Source organism: Microcoleus sp. Pol17C6 (genome assembly GCF_036701145.1).
GTDB lineage: Bacteria > Cyanobacteriota > Cyanobacteriia > Cyanobacteriales > Microcoleaceae > Microcoleus.
This window is the reverse complement of sequence record NZ_JAUBQH010000020.1, coordinates 26395-43397: the sequence shown is the minus strand read 5'-3', so window position 1 is coordinate 43397 and position 17003 is coordinate 26395. Positions and strand designations below refer to the sequence as shown.

General features: G+C 45.2%; 17 protein-coding genes. 4 read left to right on the top strand and 13 right to left on the bottom strand.

What is annotated here, in order from left to right; translation table 11 throughout:
- Window positions 1–17 precede the first annotated feature (17 nt).
- From QUA25_RS12410 to QUA25_RS12400, 3 genes are all read left to right on the top strand, one after another.
- A complete protein-coding gene (locus QUA25_RS12410) occupies window positions 18–530 on the top strand; it encodes a hypothetical protein (protein WP_333038093.1) in 513 nt (170 codons plus the stop codon).
- Between the two features lie 88 nt (window positions 531–618).
- The gene (locus tag QUA25_RS12405) at window positions 619–1383 is read left to right on the top strand and encodes an aldolase/citrate lyase family protein (protein ID WP_333038089.1); all 765 of its coding nucleotides are present in this window, start codon (window positions 619–621) and stop codon (window positions 1381–1383) included.
- A gap of 188 nt (window positions 1384–1571) precedes the next feature.
- Window positions 1572–2240 (top strand): 2OG-Fe dioxygenase family protein, encoded by a 669-nt coding sequence (locus QUA25_RS12400; protein WP_333038085.1) that lies wholly within the window; start codon window positions 1572–1574, stop codon window positions 2238–2240.
- Window positions 2241–2363: 123 nt separating this feature from the next.
- Here QUA25_RS12400 and QUA25_RS12395 read toward each other — a convergent pair whose 3' ends face one another.
- The 10 genes from QUA25_RS12395 to patD all read right to left on the bottom strand — a co-directional run bounded on the left by QUA25_RS12395 (window position 2364) and on the right by patD (window position 11412).
- Window positions 2364–2852, bottom strand: coding sequence for a hypothetical protein (locus QUA25_RS12395; protein ID WP_333038082.1), 489 nt, complete (start codon window positions 2850–2852; stop codon window positions 2364–2366).
- 362 nt (window positions 2853–3214) lie between these two features.
- Window positions 3215–3628: a nuclear transport factor 2 family protein gene (locus QUA25_RS12390; RefSeq protein ID WP_190657739.1), complete on the bottom strand. Its 414-nt coding sequence runs from the start codon at window positions 3626–3628 to the stop codon at window positions 3215–3217.
- A gap of 76 nt (window positions 3629–3704) precedes the next feature.
- The gene (locus QUA25_RS12385; RefSeq protein WP_333038080.1) at window positions 3705–4523 is read right to left on the bottom strand and encodes a Uma2 family endonuclease; all 819 of its coding nucleotides are present in this window, start codon (window positions 4521–4523) and stop codon (window positions 3705–3707) included.
- A gap of 74 nt (window positions 4524–4597) precedes the next feature.
- The gene (locus tag QUA25_RS12380) at window positions 4598–5593 is read right to left on the bottom strand and encodes an AEC family transporter (protein WP_333038078.1); all 996 of its coding nucleotides are present in this window, start codon (window positions 5591–5593) and stop codon (window positions 4598–4600) included.
- Window positions 5594–5967: 374 nt separating this feature from the next.
- Window positions 5968–6174: a glycogen debranching protein gene (locus QUA25_RS12375; RefSeq protein WP_333038077.1), complete on the bottom strand. Its 207-nt coding sequence runs from the start codon at window positions 6172–6174 to the stop codon at window positions 5968–5970.
- Window positions 6175–6416: 242 nt separating this feature from the next.
- On the bottom strand, window positions 6417–6908 hold the full coding sequence (locus QUA25_RS12370) for a GNAT family N-acetyltransferase (protein WP_333038076.1): 492 nt from the start codon (window positions 6906–6908) through the stop codon (window positions 6417–6419).
- Window positions 6909–7083: 175 nt separating this feature from the next.
- On the bottom strand, window positions 7084–8157 hold the full coding sequence (locus tag QUA25_RS12365; protein ID WP_333038075.1) for an RNA polymerase sigma factor, RpoD/SigA family: 1074 nt from the start codon (window positions 8155–8157) through the stop codon (window positions 7084–7086).
- 126 nt (window positions 8158–8283) lie between these two features.
- The gene (locus tag QUA25_RS12360) at window positions 8284–9957 is read right to left on the bottom strand and encodes an ABC transporter ATP-binding protein (RefSeq protein ID WP_333038073.1); all 1674 of its coding nucleotides are present in this window, start codon (window positions 9955–9957) and stop codon (window positions 8284–8286) included.
- A gap of 426 nt (window positions 9958–10383) precedes the next feature.
- Entirely contained in the window at window positions 10384–10968 is a 585-nt protein-coding gene (locus tag QUA25_RS12355) for a zf-TFIIB domain-containing protein (protein WP_333038070.1), read from the bottom strand.
- Window positions 10969–11013: 45 nt separating this feature from the next.
- On the bottom strand, window positions 11014–11412 hold the full coding sequence (patD, locus tag QUA25_RS12350; protein ID WP_333038068.1) for a heterocyst frequency control protein PatD: 399 nt from the start codon (window positions 11410–11412) through the stop codon (window positions 11014–11016).
- 463 nt (window positions 11413–11875) lie between these two features.
- Here patD and QUA25_RS12345 point away from each other — a divergent pair, with 463 nt between their 5' ends.
- Window positions 11876–14149 (top strand): bifunctional (p)ppGpp synthetase/guanosine-3',5'-bis(diphosphate) 3'-pyrophosphohydrolase, encoded by a 2274-nt coding sequence (locus tag QUA25_RS12345; protein WP_333038066.1) that lies wholly within the window; start codon window positions 11876–11878, stop codon window positions 14147–14149.
- A gap of 256 nt (window positions 14150–14405) precedes the next feature.
- Here the strand turns inward: QUA25_RS12345 and QUA25_RS12340 are convergent.
- The 3 genes from QUA25_RS12340 to QUA25_RS12330 all read right to left on the bottom strand — a co-directional run bounded on the left by QUA25_RS12340 (window position 14406) and on the right by QUA25_RS12330 (window position 16828).
- Window positions 14406–15361 (bottom strand): IS630 family transposase gene (locus tag QUA25_RS12340; protein WP_333038064.1). Its coding sequence is split into 2 segments (ribosomal slippage): window positions 14406–15019 and window positions 15019–15361, totalling 957 coding nucleotides; the frame shifts between segments, so codons are not numbered across the junction.
- A 249-nt stretch (window positions 15362–15610) separates the two neighbouring features.
- Window positions 15611–16201: a hypothetical protein gene (locus tag QUA25_RS12335; RefSeq protein ID WP_333038063.1), complete on the bottom strand. Its 591-nt coding sequence runs from the start codon at window positions 16199–16201 to the stop codon at window positions 15611–15613.
- 237 nt (window positions 16202–16438) lie between these two features.
- Entirely contained in the window at window positions 16439–16828 is a 390-nt protein-coding gene (locus QUA25_RS12330) for a DUF1830 domain-containing protein (RefSeq protein WP_333038060.1), read from the bottom strand.
- Window positions 16829–17003 lie beyond the last annotated feature (175 nt).

Below are 17003 nucleotides of genomic sequence, written 5' to 3'. Positions count from 1 at the left end.
ACAGCCGGCTCTACCTTATGCTCAAAATCGTCAAAATTTTTAGGTCATTGATTCCTTTTGAGAGTTTAACAATTACCACCAGTTTAACTTTTTCGGATGTTTTACGCAGGTTGGACGAAGTTGTTACTCCTCCAAAAGTTGTTAGAATAATTATACCCTTTGGCCCGCCACCTGCTAAACCCTATGAAGGAACGATTTCTGGCAAAACTTTCACAATCAATCGCATTATGATCGGTCGAAATTTATTGTTCCCAATTATACAAGGAGAAATACAGACTCAACAGTTCGGTTGTTCCATCAAAATTAGGATGACTTTACATAAAATAGTTATAGGAATTTTGATTCTTTGGCTGTGGACAACTGGCAGTATTGGAATGTTTGCTTTATTTGCTTGGTTGGTCGAACCCTCCGTGGGAGCAATATTTTTACCAATTTTAGGAATGTTTATTTTTGGCTGGCTTTTATGCTTGATTCCTTTTAAAATAGAAGCAAAAGCAGCTACAAAATTTTTGTCTATTCTCTTAACCTAAAGTAATTTGTAACGGCAATATTTTAGCTGTATTATTAAAAAAAATTTAGGTTCATCGGCCGTCAGCGGCGGTAAAAAAATCCAAATTTATGCGTCAAAATCAACTCAAACAAAAAATTAAACAAGGGGAAACCGTCCTCGGTTTATTTATGAACTGCGCTTATCCCGCATTCATGGAAATATGCGGTCACGCTGGATTCGATTTCGCCGTTATCGATATGGAACACGGCCCCCTGAACCCGCTTGCTGCTGAAGATTTGTGTCGCGCCGCCGACTGCACTGGAATTGCACCGATTATTCGCGTCCGCAAAAACGACGGGCCGCAAATTCAACGAGCTCTCGACATCGGCAGTGCAGGCGTTCAAGTACCTCAAATTGAAAGCAAAATCGATGCCGAAACCGCTGTCAAAAGCGCTAAATACAGTCCTCTGGGCGCGCGAGGCCTTTCCTTCGCTACGCGGGCGGGACTTTACACCGCCGCAGGTACAAATATCACCGATCGACTCAACGAAGAATCCTTAGTTGTGATTCATGTCGAAGGCAAAGGCGGCATCGACAACCTGGCAGAAATTGTTACTGTGCCAGAGGTGGACGTGATTTTTCTAGGGCCTTACGATCTGTCACAGTCGATCGGCATTCCCGGCCAAGTCCGCGATCCCCGGGTCATCGACATGATGCAGGAGGCAGTGCAAACCATCCGCAAAGCAGGCAAAGCGGCCGGTACTTTTGCTGACCACCCCGAAATCGCCCAGCAGTGGATTGATGCTGGCGTTCAGTACGTCACACTTGGGGTCGATGTTGCCGTTTTCCTGCGCGCCTGTCAGTCGCTGGTGAAAGCAGTCAATCGATTTTAGATTTTAGATTTTAGATTTGGGATTAAAAGAAGAACAAGCCCCCGGATTCATCTTGCAAGCTTTACGATATCTTTGCAATTTTTGTAGTGTCTTTTACGACACATACAAAAAACCTGCGCTAGAGTAGAAGCATACACCTCCTCAAGGCAAAATTATGGAGGGGAGCAAGGCTTCAGGGAGTAAAATCTATGAAAACCGTATTAGAATCCATTCATTTGGATTATGCTTTCATGTTTACTTTCAAAAAAGTAAACTCGATTAAGCTAGAAGGTTTCAAGGAATTTTTTGACGATATGCCTGTCGATCCGTATGTGAAAGGTAAGTATCGTTCTAGAAGATTATCGCGGTTTACAGTCAACGGAGATGAGTTAGTTAAGTTACCTCACGGCTATTTGTATCAAAGCAAAACATACAATCCGCTAGTGGGTGATATCAGGCGGGAATTTGCCGAATTGGACGATCGGCTAATTGCCCTGGATAATTTCAAACAGATGATTTTTGCTTTTTTCGATTCTTGCAAAATTCACCCGGAAGCTGAAATCGGCATCCATCAAATCAGGACTACTTGTTCGCCGCACAATTTCGGCAACCCCGCACCGGAAGGCATTCACCAAGACGGTACTGATTTTATCGGGATTTTCTCGGTTGACAGAACTAATATTGTAGGCGGGGAAACGCATTTGTACTTGGCTAAAAAAGAGAAGCCTGTTTTTAATAAAATTCTGCAGCCAGGAGAATTGCTGTTAGTTAACGACCACGAGTTTTTCCACTTTACTACGCCGATTAAACCGGAATCTGAAGGGGTGGGAACCAGGGATGTATTTGTGCTGACTTCTCCGAGTTTGCTTTGCGATTGAGGATACAGTCTTGGACGCATAACGTAATGATGTAGGGTGCGCGCCGCGCACCTTACTCCGATTACCCATTACTGCATCCCACAGATCACCTTTTGGTTGCGCCCCCACCCATCTCGATCGTGGTTAATGCTTGGGAAAATCGATTCCTGAAATGGATATTCCTTCCATCTTCTGCACATATCGTCCTTGAGCAGCTACACATTCTGCCATTTTTTTAGCTTGTATGGGTTGACTCCTTCGATCGGGGGAGATACCTCTATACTCCCATGTACCGCGAATGTCGCCAGAGAATGCTTTTCCATTGTTTTTTAATACTAGCTCTGTGCCAGTTGCATCAATATAGTATTTCCCATTTTCCAAAGACACGCTGCTAATTGTGATAGATTCGACGCCTTTGTAGGGACTTGCAGGGCCATCGACGATCTTGATGCAGATTCTATTGTTTTGATGTGCAATCTCTCTACGGGAGTTATTGAACATTGTTCCTTCAGCGTAGTAAGCTCCTGTGGGTAGAATTGTAGAGCCCTGTGGATTACTTTGAGCAGATGACAATGATGAGATTGACAGAAGGATAGAACTAACAATTAGTGTTTCGATCGCCGAAAATTTCATTTGCAACAAAACTCCATTAAAATTGTTTTTTCAGATTCTACACGATCGCAGATGCTCTATAAACTTCTCTAGAGTTCTGGCAAAAGTCCAATTTACCCCCCGCAAGTCCCCCCTTATTAAGGGGGGAAACAAGAATAATCTTGCCTCCTCCCCTGATTCAAGGGGAGGTTTGGGATGAGGTGCTTTGTATTTTTGCAAGAGTTATAATCATGACTCAACACCTTACTACAAACCTGTCGTTAGTAGTGATGACTTTATTAGTCTTTCGGGCCTTGAGTCAATCATGACTAAAGTCCTGACTACAAACCTGCGTATTTTCCTAAAAAACCAGGTTTATGCCTCTAACAACTCACAGATAAATCTTATCGAAACTTCCGTTCCGATTCTTGAATCGGAACATCATTAATGCTGGCTTCACGTCTTCGCATTAACCCATTTTCGGCAAATTCCCACTGTTCATTACCATAGGCGCGATACCAGTAGCCAGAATCATCGTGCCACTCATACTCGAAGCGAACAGAAATCCGATTGTCTGTAAAACTCCACAGTTCTTTCTTTAAACGGTAATCTAGTTCCTTTGCCCATTTTCGTCTTAAAAAAGCCTTGATTTCTTCCCGTCCGCTGAAGAATTCGGCACGGTTTCGCCACTGAGAATCTTCCGTATAAGCTAAGGCTACTCGTTCTGGATCGCGGGTATTCCAGGCATCTTCAGCAGCTTGAACTTTGGCTTTAGCTGTTTCCAACGTAAAGGGCGGTAGAGGTGGTTTAGTTTCCATCAGCTTTGTTTTTTGTGATTAAAAAAGATAAATTACGGGATGCTCGCGCTACAGAGAGAGTTTTGGGAATTTGATATCAATCCTCAGCATCGGGATCGATTCCCATTGCTCGCAGTCGCTCCGCTAACTGGGTAACTTTTCGCTCTGCTTGTTCGGCTCTTTCCCGTTCTTGTTCAGCTCTTTCCCGTTCTTGCTCGGTTCTAGCCCGCTCAATTTCAACTTGTTCGGAGCCAGTTAACAGCAAATTCCCCTGCGAATCCCACCACCGTAGCCAAAGAAGTTCTTGATTTTGATAGCTTCCCTGCCACATTCCCAATTCTACATCTAGTACAGGAATGGGATAGTGACCGCGTTCGTTGGGCTGCATCCTTTGATACACAAAATCTATTAGGTGATAGACTTCTAAATTGCCAGTTCTCATTTCATAAATGCCGTAGTAAGGAATGCGGATAATTCTCTCGTACACCCAAAACTTACCCGGTTTAGTGCTGGTACCGTCAGCGGCCACAGTCAAGGGAGTACGATCGCGCTCTTCATCTCCATTACCGCTAGCAAATTCTAAAGCAATGAACGGAGCCATGTGTTCCCGCCAAAGTACATAAGAACGGCGAAAACCGTCAAGTGTTGCCGGTACATTCGGCACGTAAAACCAATCCGGTGCTTCTGCGCCTCGCTCTGGCGGGTCAGTTTCTCGCCAGTAAATGCCACAATCTTGCCCGATCGCATATTGTCCGTCTGGATGCAGCCGCTCTACAACCGGCCCGATCGAATCTGTCAGAATGATACTCTGGGGATGCTCCTGAAAATTTTTCACAAATGTACCGTCTTCGTCTGGCAGTTGGGTATGATCGGGGAATGCAGGAGGCAGACCTGTAGCAGTTATTATCTCATTCATAGTCTTTTCCGTGCAGTTATGGTTGATTGTACTGCGAAATTTTAAAGCAATCCGATTTGAAACTATAGCTAATATTAACTAAACCCAGCTAACCATAGCGGAAGCATCAACAGCAACCCGACAGAAGTGATGGCGATGCTGCTAGCTAACAAATCGCGATCTAGCTCGTAAACTTCTGCTAAAATCAGCACCGAAAGAGCTGTGGGCGTTCCCGACATCAACACCAACACGAACCTCGGATCGCCACTCAATCCGAAATAACTAGCACCCAATCCGATCAACACCGGCACAATTACCACTTTTAACAGCGACGGGATTAAAGCCAGTTCAAAACTTTCCCATTTCTTAATAGACCTCAGCCGGATGCCAACCAGCAGCAAAGCACTGGCAATTACCACCCAAACAGCAGTCTGCAATCCCGATTCCACTGTCTCGGGCAGGGGGATGTTTCTAGTATAAAAACCAATTAAAAATGCCCACAGAGCGGGAACTGTCAGCACGTCCCGGATCTGAGTCCACCAGTGATTTTTTTGCTCGGAGTTCCCAAAATAGCTAGCAATAAATACACCGAAACAATAAGTTCCAATAACGTTGTTAGTGACGCTGTACAAGACCGCCCAATTGCTGTTATCGGTGCTGATGATAGACGGGGTGATTGCTAATCCAACAAAGCCCGTATTCCCTAACATCGCAGCTAGGATAAAACTCCCTTTGCTCGATCGCTTCAGGGAATTAAAATTTAATAAAAATAAATTTACCAGAGAATTTTTGCCCTGAAAATAGGGCTTTTGGATGTGGGCCGCACTCAGCCTACGCAATAATACCCAAGTCAGCCAAGCAAAACTCGTACTCAGAAATAACACGAATATGGCGATCGCCGGCGTGAATCCCACAGCACCCGAAAAATCGCTCTGACGGGCTAAAACTAGAATTTGCAGCGGTATCCCAATCCAGAAAAGAAAGTGGCTCAGCAGCTTGGGAAAATCAACTGGGATGTACCGAAACAGCAGCAGTCCTAAGCCCGTCCAGATAACTAGAGGGGTATAAGCGTGAAATAAGGTTTCAATCATAAAAATTTAACTAGACAATTGGAAATGCCTCTATCTATTAATAGTAATCCTAAAATCCGTTTAAGAAATGCGAATTGTCGTTAGCGGAGCCCTCGAAGAGGATCGCACTTGCACGCTTTTTCGTCCTAGCGTGTTCGCAGCACTCCAGGCCCAAAAATTTCCGCCCAAATCCCCGCACATTGCAGGGCACAATCCTCAGACTGTCAGCCCCCAATGTTTGCAGCTTTTTGCCTTCAGATTTACAAAATTTCTGTTAATTTGACCAATGTGCGATCGAGTTATCTTGCCTTTTCCGAACAGACGTGGAACGTTTTCCTGCCGTTTCGCTCTAACGGAAATACGGCGATACTAAAGCTACTAATGACTTGCACTCATTAATTCAATTTCAAAGCATTAACAGGCACCTCATCCCAAGAACTAACAGTCCGCAAGGTAGCAACCCAGCCCTGCTGTTTTTGCTCTGCCGTCAAATTCTTCTCAAAAGATTCGTGGCAATCCTTCGCTTGAGTCTCATCGCAACAAGCAATGCAAGAATAAAGAATGCCCGACGGATCGATTTGCTCGTTTACCCAAATAATCACGATCTACTCTCTCAATCAAAATCTACTGTTATTTAAATTTTCCTATATTTTTGCCAATTATCTACTCGGATTTACGCAACGCAAGATTTGAGGCGCTACAGATTTGTTGTAAGGTGCTTGTGGCGCACCCTACTGATTCGTTGTAAGGTGCGCGGTACACACCTTGATTTCTTAGTCTCAAGCGAAAGGGACGAAAATTTTTGTAGGATCAATTGCAATCGCCCAGTCTTATCGAGGGGTTTTTACACTTGTTTGGATGCCAAAGTTGCCAAAGACTCGCCCGCAACCCGGCAAATCCGCCAGTCGGGCATCACATCAGCACCGATACCCTTGTAAAATCCGATCGCCAATTCATTCCAATCCAAAACGCTCCATTCCAAACGCCCGCAGCCCCTTTCAACCGTCAACTGCGCTAAATAAACTATCAAAGATTTGCCAATTCCCCGCCCTCGAAACTCAGGGATCACAAACAAATCTTCCAAATAAATTCCCGGTTGAGTCAAAAAAGTAGAATAATTGTAAAAAAACAGCGCCCAGCCCACAACTCGATTTTCGCACTCCGCTAAAATCGCTTCAGCAAAAGGTCGATCGCCAAACAAATGATGCTCCAAATCAAGGGCATTGCCAGTAACGGCATGAGATAATTTTTCGTACTCAGCTAAAGCTTTAATCAAATCAAACAGCACCGGCACGTCGGCGCGGGTAGCTGGACGCAAAATTACCTCAGAAGACATAAATAAGTAAGTAGTAAGCGACAATCAACAATTAAAAATACCACATTAAGACATTTTTAATTTGTAATTTTTTATTAATTTTTTCCACCTTGAACCAGCATATTTTCGATAGCCTCGGAGTGCCACCCCACAATAATTTTAAGATTTTTCAAAATGCCAACTCAATTTTTTTTGCTTATTTCAACCAGCCCTTCAATCGTTCAGTCACTTGAGGGCGGCGCAGCTTTCGCATTGCCTTATTTTGAATTTGACGGACTCGTTCGCGGGACAAATTGAACAAACTGCTGACCTCTTCTAAAGTGTAAGGTTCGCCGGTCAGCAAACCGTAACGCATAGCAACAATCTCTTTTTCCCGCTCAGTCAAAATACTGTCCAACACCTCCAAAATATCTTGGCGCATCATCATCTCATTCATCTGAGCTTCGGGAGATTGCGTCGCGTTATCTTCGAGAACATCCAAAAGTTCCGAACTTTCTTCGGAGCCGATGCGGTGGTTGAGAGACAAAGATTGCCGGCGTACTTGCTGGAGATAGCGAAGCTGTTCGCAAGTAACTTGCATTTCTCTAGCAAGTTCAGTTTCACTTGGATTGCGTTGAAGAGAACGCTTCAAATCTCGATAAACTTTTTTGAGTTTATTTAACTGTTCGACAATGTGAACAGGCAAGCGAATCGTCCGCCCTTGATTGGCAATTGTCCGGGTAATTCCTTGGCGAATCCACCAATAGGCATAAGTAGAAAACTTGTAACCCTTCTCCGGATCGAACTTTTCGGCTGCCCGATTCAAACCCAAAGCTCCTTCCTGAATTAAATCGAGAAAAGGGACGCCCCGATTAAGATAGCGTTTGGCAATCGAAACCACCAAGCGCAAATTCGAGCTGATCATTTTCCGTTTCGCCGACTGACACTGGTGGCGAAGCTGTTGCAGTTGAGTTTCGCTTATCCCCAAAGCCGTTGCGAGTTCAGCTTTTGTCGGCACTCTGTCCAATTCCTGCTGCAAACGCTGTTCTAGTTCATCCAGGGCTACCAATTCTTGAACGCGGCGCGCCAACTCTACTTCTTCGGCTGCTGTTAGTAGAGGATACCGAGCCATTTCCTTGAACAAAGCTCCCACTGGATCGTCGGCAGACCAGTTGTTGTATGCTGACGACCGAGTTACCGTCGGACGATCAATCTCGGTGTCTTCATCTTCTGCGATCGCGAATGAGGCTTCGGGTGCCACCGCAAAACTGCCTAGGTCAGATTCTGCCATATCGTGCTTGGTGTCGGTGGAATGATTTGAAAAGTATCCCTTAACTTTAACCAATTTAACCGGAAATTTCCGAAATCCATCTAGAAGCTCGTGACAGAAATTAGATGGCCCCAATTTTATACCTTTCTATTGAGTTCGAGCCAGTAAAGGAGCTGCCTGCAATAATTGCTGAGTATAAGGGTGCTGCGGATTAGTAAAAATATCCCTAGTCTTACCGATTTCAACAATTTTTCCAGCATTCATTACCGCAATGCGATCGCAAAAAAATCTCGCCACCCACAAATCGTGCGTAATGAACAGATAAGTCAAATTAAATTCCTTCTTCAACTCCAACATCAGTTCTAATACTTGAGTCTGCACGCTGGCATCCAGCATACTCACAGGTTCGTCGCAAATTATCAGTTGCGGCCGAGTAATCAAAGCGCGGGCGATCGAAACTCGCTGCTGTTGTCCTCCTGACAATTCCCCCGGATAGCGGCGAAAGAAATCCTCCCCTGGAGTTAAACCCACCCGCTCTAACATTTGGATTACTTGTTTTTTAGCTTCGCTGCCATTAGCTAATTTGTGAATAAACAAAGGGTCAGCAATACTTTGCCCGACAGTCATCATCGGATTCAGGCAAGCGTGGGGGTCTTGAAAGATCATTTGCATTTCGCGGCGGTGCTTCCTCACAGCATCGCGGTTCAGGGCAGTTATATCTATTCCTTGAAATACAACTTTGCCGCCCGTCGCGGTAATTAGCTGCAAAATCGTGCGTGACAAGGTACTTTTGCCGCAGCCGGACTCCCCCACCAGCCCTAGGATTTCTCCCCGTTGTAGCTCTAAACTAACGCCGTCTACTGCTTTAATTACCTGGCGATTCCTGGAAAACAACTGATCCAATAAATTGCTTTCTAAACTGTAGTGTTGCTGCAAATTCGTTACGGTCAAAAGAGGCGAATTTGTTAAGTTTGCAGTAACGGCTTCAGTCCTGATTTCCTCGAATGCTAACCCTTTTTCAGAATCGGCTTGAATGTGCAAAGCTGCTTTGAGGAGAGATCGAGTATATTCGTGCTGCGGCTTTTCAAAAACGTTTTGCACCGGCCCTGTTTCTACGACTTTACCGCCGTACATCACCGCAATGCGATCGCAATACTCAGCCACCATCGCCAAATCGTGAGAAATCAACAAAATAGCCGTTCCCCGTTCCTCGCAAAGTCTGGTTAATTCCTGCAAAATCTGAGCAGCTACAGTTACGTCCAAACTTGTAGTCGGTTCGTCCGCCACAATTAATTTGGGATCGAGCAAAAGAGCCAAAGCAATTGCTACTCTTTGTCGCATTCCGCCGCTAAATTCGTGGGGAAATTGCGACCAGCGAGACGCGGGAATTTTCACAGCTTCCAGAGTTTCTATTGCCCGTTTCTTAGCTTGCTTGCGATCCAAATTCGGTCTGTGAGCTTGCAAAGTCTCGATGCAATGTTCTCCTACAGTCATCAAAGGATCGAGACGAGTCATCGGATCTTGAAAAATCAATGCTACAGCTTCGCCCCGAAACCGTCTCAGCCGCGAAGCATTCATATCAAACACCGACTCTCCAGCAAAACTAACTCGCCCCTCAATCAGCGTTGAATCCGGCAGCAACCGCATCGCCGCCCTTCCCAAAGTTGACTTACCGCAGCCAGACTCCCCAACTAATCCGAGCTTTTCCCCCGGTTTCAGCGTCAGGGAAACCCCGTCAACGGCCCAACCAGATTGGCCTCGCCGCTGAGGATAAGCTACTCGCAGATTGTCAACGGAAAATAGAGAAGAGTCATTAGTCATTAGTTATTAGTCCTTAGTCTGTTGTCTGTTGTCTGTTGACGGTTAACTGTTGTCTGTTGTCTGTTGACGGTTAACTGTTGTCTGTTGTTATTTATTATTTATCAATATACTGGCGGTTAGTTGTTAGTTATTAGTATTTTTCATGGCTTATTAGTGATTGGCAAGAGACCGATATGCTGTTTGTAAATACTAATAAAAATTGCTACAAACAAAAATTTTATTAGTACATCATTAACCGACCAACCACTTACTAAAAATAGTCAACAGTCAACCGTTAACAGTCAACCGTCCACAGTTTGTAAATACCAATAGAAATTGCTACAAACAAAGATTTTATCACTACATCATTAACCGACCAACCGCTTACTAACACCAGTCAACCGTTAACAGTCAACCATCAACAGTCAACTGTCAACAGCCAACAGACTAAATTTCCTTTCGCTTCAACTCAGCTCTCCGCAGTATGTAAGTAGCGGCACAATCTGCGTGAGGATGGTCTGCTAAAACTTCCGCGAGTTCCAACACATATCCGGCGATATCCGGCCCCAGCTTCTCAGTCAGCACTTGACGTTCCCGAGAGGCGAGTTCTTGCACGCGGGCCTTAGCTTGCCAATTCGGAGAAAACATCTTGTCAATCTCGGTGTGGAATCCCAGACTTTCGAGAATGTCCCACTCGCCGTTATCGCACCAAATGCCCCCGCACAACATACAGCGCTCTATGTAAAAGGGCACTCTACTGAAAGGAACTTTCGCCCGCGACAGATAGTGACCGTCTTCAGGACACAGCGCTGCTTTGCTGTCGTAGACAGACGGGGTGAATTCTATGCCGAGAGTCCCTGTCGCATCAGGCTTCTCGGATTTGTTGTACCACTGGCTCTGTTCTTTTTGCCAAGCTTCGTATTCTCTGCCTGGAATCCAGATACCGTAACAGTTGGGACACCACTGCACCGACATACGGCCGGCTAAGGTACCGCCTTCTAAATTGGGATGTTTACATTTTGGACATTCCACCGCTTTATTTCTCCTTGCCTTATTAATTCCCTGTTAATTCAATTATTAATTCTGTATCTGGGCGGGCCCTGAAGAACCAGAATTTTTTTGTAGCAGCGCGCCACAGTAGCCAATTAGCGTGTTGAGCCGCGCGATCGCCGCAGTTTGCCTCGCCTTTGCTGTCGCTGGCTGGCGCGACGCTTGCAAAAACGTGACATCTGTCCCCAACAACCGCAGTTGCTTGTGAATTTCCGTCAAATAGGACTGCTCTGGGGGTGTTTCTGAGGCGTCTAACTCATCGCTTTCGGCTCTCATAATTTGGTTTCCGAAAAATTGTTGCACTTTTCTGTATTCGATCGCCAGCGCGGCCCCATCCAGATTATCCTGTGCAGCAGTTCTTTGTAGTTGTTCTAGTGCTTGCTGTAATTCTTGGTAGCACTGGCGGCGGTCTTCGGACAATATCATGATTTTGTAAACAAATTTGTATTTATAATCAAAGTAGATACTTACTTAAGTTTGCTCATATGGAGGGAAGCCGTGCGTTTTTGGAGCAATTCCCTGTTTTGTGAGAACTTTTTTTGATTTGTTTCCCTGGCTCTACCCTTCTGGCTGCTGCTTTTAGTTTAGCGTTGCCGGTAAATGCCGATCCCCCCGCAACCTCAACTGCTACCCCCAAAATATGCTTATTTTACCCGATTTTCCCCGAGCGACAGACTGCTGCGGCGGCAGTGATGTCACTACATTTTCCTACCTACGAGGGGGGGCGACTCGGGATTACATAGGTATAGTTTGAGAAAAATCGACTATTTTTTTGAATTGCAAATTGTGGCATTCAATTAGTTTAGTATAGCTAAACACATAATTTCGGCAATTCAACCGGAAACCGGCTTTTAACCATTTGTATTTCTAAGTTTTAAAGGTGTACCCCATGAACGCGAACACTCTGACTCCCTCTCCTTCGATCGATCCTGCTGTAGTTCCCGACTGGCTGCAAGAATGCCTGAATACTCGATCGCAGCCTGATGGGGACCCTAACCCGAATTGCTCGACTGACGACAGCTTAATTTGTCGGGCCTTTGAATTTGCCCGCGACTTGCACGAAGGACAATACCGCAAATCGGGAGAACCTTACATTTGCCATCCGGTAGCTGTGGCTGGAATACTCCGGTATATGGGCGGCAACAACGTCATGATTGCCGCGGGCTTCCTCCACGACATTGTTGAAGATACAGATATTACTCTCGAAGAAATAGAACAGCGGTTCGGCGCCGAAGTGCGACAGTTGGTTGAAGGTGTCACCAAGCTTTCTAAGTTTAATTTTTCCAGCAAAACAGAGCGCCTTGCGGAAAATTTCCGCCGAATGTTCCTAGCAATGGCTAAAGATATTCGCGTCATTGTCGTCAAACTGGCAGATCGGCTGCACAACATGAGGACTTTGGAGCATTTGTCCGAAGAAAAGCAGCGCAGTATTGCCCTAGAAACCCGAGATATTTTTGCTCCCCTAGCGAACCGTTTGGGTATTGGTCGCTTTAAGTGGGAATTGGAAGATTTAGCGTTTAAATACCTGGAACCCGAAGCTTACCGCGAAATTCAAGAATTGGTGGCAGAGAAGCGGGCCGATCGAGAAACTCAACTCGCAGAAGTCACAGATAGTTTGCGAGAAAGGCTTGACAATTTAGGCATTAAATGCTATGAAGTTAGCGGCCGTCCCAAACATTTGTACGGGATTTACGGCAAGATGCAGCGCCGCCAAAAAGGGTTTAAGCAAGTGTACGATATTGCGGCGGTGCGGATCATAGTAGAAACCAATGATGACTGTTATCGGGCTTTGGCGATCGTCCACGATTCTTTCCGCCCGATTCCCGGCCGCTTTAAAGATTATATCGGTTTACCAAAAGCCAACCGCTACCAATCTTTGCACACCGGAGTAATCGGAACCAGCGGTCGCCCCATCGAAGTGCAAATCCGCACCGTAGCAATGCACCACATTGCAGAATACGGCATTGCCGCGCACTGGAAATACAAAGAAACTGGCGGTTCTAACACAACAGTTACCGGCGACGACGAGAAATTTACTTGGCTGCGACAACTCCTAGAATGGCAAAGCGACCTGAAAGACGATCGCGAATATTTACAAAGTATTAAGGACAACTTATTCGACGAAGATATTTACGTTTTTACTCCTAACGGAGACGTGATTGCTCTCAATAGCGGCTCAACTCCCGTAGATTTTGCTTACCGCATTCACACAGAAATTGGCAATCGCTGTACCGGTGCCAGAGTAAACGGGCGAATGGTAACACTAGACAAGGTTTTAAAGAACGGCGATATTGTAGAAATCTTGACCCAAAAAAATGGTCATCCGAGTTCCGACTGGCTGAATTTTGTCAAGACAAACGGAGCCAAAAACCGAATTCGCCAGTGGTTGAAGCGATCGCACCGAGATGAAAATCTCGCTCGCGGCCGGGAATTGCTGGAAAAAGAATTAGGTAAAAATGGCTTGGAATCTTTGCTAAAATCTGAGCCCATGCAATCGGTGGCTCAGCGCTGCAACTACCACAGCGTCGAAGATTTAATCGCCGGTTTGGGCTACGGCGAAGTCACCCTAAATCTCGTAGTAAATCGACTGCGAGATTTAGTAAAAGTGCAGCAAAAAATTGAAGCTGCTCCCGCAGGAACCCACGAAGTGCCCCAGCTAATACCTGCATCGACGGCACCGAAACCAGTACCTAGTTCGTCTCCGAGCAAATCGCCGATCGCAGGTGTAGAGGGATTGCTCTACCATTTATCCGGCTGTTGCTGTCCGATTCCTGGGGAATCAATTATTGGAGTTGTGACTCGCACTCGCGGAATTTCGATTCACCGGCAAGGCTGTTCAAATGTTGAGAGCGTACCAGGCGATCGCTTGGTTCCTGTGAGTTGGAATTCCAGCAACCGCAATGAATCTCGACCCAACACTTATCCGGTTAACATTCAAATTGAAGCCCTCGATCGAGTGGGAGTTCTCAATGATGTGTTATCGCATTTGAAGGACAACCAAGTAAACGTCCGCAGCGCTCAAGTCAAAACATATCCCGGATTGCCCGCATTAATTGACTTGTGCATGGATATCCAGGATAAACAACAGTTCGAGCGGACTTGTATGCAAATTAAAAAGATGAGCGATATTTTGAATTTGCGGAGGCTGAGTGAAGTGAATTAGCCATTTAATTGAGCGGCTGCTGTGGGAAGTTGGTAAGTAGTAATTGACAATAAACTTTTTTATTTAAACTCTTAACAATTCCCCAAGTAGCCGCAGTCTGTTGTTAGCCAGCAGTAAAAATAGTTTACGCGAAATAAGTTAAAGCATGGATGACAGTCAGTTAGAAACTATCCTCAAAAACATTGCATCTGATCGAGTAGAGCGCAAGGCCTCAACATCCGATAAAGGTAAACTTCGTCAGGTTATATAGCCTTTCTCAGGTAGATGAGGTACAATAACAGCAGTGAGTAAACCAATTCCAGAAGTCTTGCTCGTCAACTTGCTCAAAAGCTCTAGTTATTGATGATGACAATGCTTTATAAGTTCTTGCCCCCAAAGTACGGAGAATGCCTTTAACTTTAGACCAAAAATTTTCAATTGGGGAGAAATCAGGAGAATAGGGAGGTAGAAATATTAACCTTGCCCCGGCTTTTTTAATTGCTTTTTCTATTTCTTCCCCTTTGTGGATGCCATAGTTGTCCATTACTACACAAGCACCTTTCCAGAGTTGGGGAACGAGTTTTTTGATGATAAAAGCCTCGAAAGTAATGCCATCTATTGAGCCTAATAAATTCACAGATGTCACAACTTTTTTGACGGATCTTGCTCCCAATATCGATACATTTCTGCCACGCCTATTTGGTTTTGATCCCCTGGCTCTTGAACCTTTTAACGATCGGGCATACAACCTAACCATAGCCAGATTCACCCCGGACTCATCAATAAAGATTAAGTCCTGCACGTTCAGGTTGTTCACTTGTTTCCAGAACTCATATCGGAGGTTTTGAACTCTTTCACTGCATGAAGCTGACGGAAAGAGCGTTTTTTTTTGAAGGTCATGTTCAACCGGTGGGTCATTCTTCCCATTGTGGCTCGGCTGACAGTAACACCGATTTTTTCGTGAAGTAATTCGCAGAGTTCTTCGAGAGTAGCATCGTTATTTGTCTCAATCAATTGGGCTAAAATTACCAGTTGCTCGGAATCCAGTTTAAGTTGACCTCCACATCTATGAGTTTGAGGAGAAATATCTTGGGTTAGACGGTATTGTTTGAGTAATTTTTGCACAAAACTCAGAGCAACGCAAAACCGCTTGGCTAGTTGTCTTTGCGAAATTGGTTCAGTTTCATAAACATTAATTATTTTTTGCCGCAAGTCAACAGAGTAAAATTTCATTTTTGATTGATATCTGATATTTTTTGTAATCTTTCTCTCCGCATCAACCCGATTGACCGAAGTGGTGCGATCGAGTGCATCAGCCCGATCGACTGCTAGTCCACCCTGGTTCGCATTATCCGCGCGGGGCGCACACTCACCGATTGAATTATAGCGAACTGATTTTTGTTATTTGATATTTTCCAGCCAATTCGGGTTACTCACATTGTACCTCATCTACCTGAGAAAGGCTATATACCGGAGATAATATTACAGATTACCTTTGAGCCCGATCGCCGTGACAATAGTCCACGCATCTACCAACAGCAACAGCAGTGTACATAAAAGTAAAATAAGATACATCCAAGGCTGCGACAAAGGACGGACATCTCTAGTATCAATACCTGTTTTTGCTTCCACCAAACCGACTAATTTAGCAAATCCAGCCACCCGCATTGGCAACAAATAACCTTCACCCGAATGACTCAAAAAATAGTAAACTAAACCTCCTTGACCAGTCGATCGAGGTTTGAGAGCTTTTACCTCAGTCCAAGATAGCGACCAACCCTTGCGAAACCAACGCGGAAACCAGTTGGGATATGTGACTTCAATCCCCTCATCGCTCAAAATTACCCTTTCACTGAGCACGCCGTAGAGGCCCACAGCCCCGACAAAAATTGCCGCCCAGAGTGCGGCGGGAGGAACGGGTGCTTTAGTTACTTCCGATAAAAACGGCAATGGAATTGTCAGGGCTGTGTACAAGCTCAACAGCGTGATTCTAATCAGGGGAGAAAGCCGGAATATCGCCGGCTCAAATACTGGGGCAGAAGATGGGGAAGAGGCGATAGGTTGTGCTGACATGGCTGAAATTCGAGAAGCTGTTTAATGATATTTTTGCACAGTTGTCGAACTCGCCAACCAAACTCAGGGAATTAGGAAAAACCGGACAATCTTTGCAGTTGCGAGTTTTGATCTAAAATTCATTTCACAAACTTTGATTCTTAAGTGTTGAGTTTTTACCACTTTGCTGAAGTTGGAATTTTGAGCGCGGAGTTATCAATTAAATGACAATTTATAACTCAAAACTCACAACTCCGATTAATCAACGGCGGTTAGCGCCGGTACAGTCAAAGGTTCTGAGATTTCTCGGGATTTGGGGCGGCGGGCCATCGCTGTTCGATCGCCCTGAACTGCCTCTGGGGATCTGCTAGGATTGACGTTTGAATAGGGGCCTTCGTTAATCTGCAAGCGATCGCAAGGAATTTTATCCGACAAAATTGCACTAGCCATCATCCCGGTGTGAATTTCCAATGCTGCGGCCGGCATCGCTTCAAACACTAAGCGCTGTCCGGGAAACACCACTCGTTCAAAGTACCAGTTAGGAATGTTGGCGATGCGAGCAATCTGAATCTGACTGGTGGCGTTGACGTAGCAGCACAGAATCTTGCTGTCGGTGTCTGAGGGTACGGGGTCAAGAATTTGAGCCATAACTGCTGAGGGAGCCTTGCCTAAAAGTTTTAGTTATCTTCTCAGGCTAACACTAGGTGATCCCGCCTACTGTAAAGCCGACTACCAACTCCCTAATACATGAGAGACCGATCGAACCTAACTTAAAATCTAACCGGATAAATATCGGATTTTTGACTCCCCGCTGCGATTTTAA

Excerpts from the sequence above, each read along its gene's own strand:
- QUA25_RS12395 (WP_333038082.1), bottom strand. The coding sequence starts at position 2,852 with ATGAAATTTTCGGCGATCGAAACACTAATTGTTAGTTCTATCCTTCTG.
- QUA25_RS12360 (WP_333038073.1), bottom strand. The coding sequence starts at position 9,957 with ATGACTAATGACTCTTCTCTATTTTCCGTTGACAATCTGCGAGTAGCT.
- QUA25_RS12380 (WP_333038078.1), bottom strand. The coding sequence starts at position 5,593 with ATGATTGAAACCTTATTTCACGCTTATACCCCTCTAGTTATCTGGACG.
- QUA25_RS12330 (WP_333038060.1), bottom strand. The coding sequence starts at position 16,828 with ATGGCTCAAATTCTTGACCCCGTACCCTCAGACACCGACAGCAAGATT.
- QUA25_RS12410 (WP_333038093.1), top strand. The coding sequence starts at position 18 with ATGCTCAAAATCGTCAAAATTTTTAGGTCATTGATTCCTTTTGAGAGT.
- QUA25_RS12365 (WP_333038075.1), bottom strand. The coding sequence starts at position 8,157 with ATGGCAGAATCTGACCTAGGCAGTTTTGCGGTGGCACCCGAAGCCTCA.
- patD (WP_333038068.1), bottom strand. The coding sequence starts at position 11,412 with ATGATATTGTCCGAAGACCGCCGCCAGTGCTACCAAGAATTACAGCAA.
- QUA25_RS12385 (WP_333038080.1), bottom strand. The coding sequence starts at position 4,523 with ATGAATGAGATAATAACTGCTACAGGTCTGCCTCCTGCATTCCCCGAT.
- QUA25_RS12370 (WP_333038076.1), bottom strand. The coding sequence starts at position 6,908 with ATGTCTTCTGAGGTAATTTTGCGTCCAGCTACCCGCGCCGACGTGCCG.
- QUA25_RS12335 (WP_333038063.1), bottom strand. The coding sequence starts at position 16,201 with ATGTCAGCACAACCTATCGCCTCTTCCCCATCTTCTGCCCCAGTATTT.
- QUA25_RS12400 (WP_333038085.1), top strand. The coding sequence starts at position 1,572 with ATGAAAACCGTATTAGAATCCATTCATTTGGATTATGCTTTCATGTTT.
- QUA25_RS12345 (WP_333038066.1), top strand. The coding sequence starts at position 11,876 with ATGAACGCGAACACTCTGACTCCCTCTCCTTCGATCGATCCTGCTGTA.
- QUA25_RS12390 (WP_190657739.1), bottom strand. The coding sequence starts at position 3,628 with ATGGAAACTAAACCACCTCTACCGCCCTTTACGTTGGAAACAGCTAAA.
- QUA25_RS12405 (WP_333038089.1), top strand. The coding sequence starts at position 619 with ATGCGTCAAAATCAACTCAAACAAAAAATTAAACAAGGGGAAACCGTC.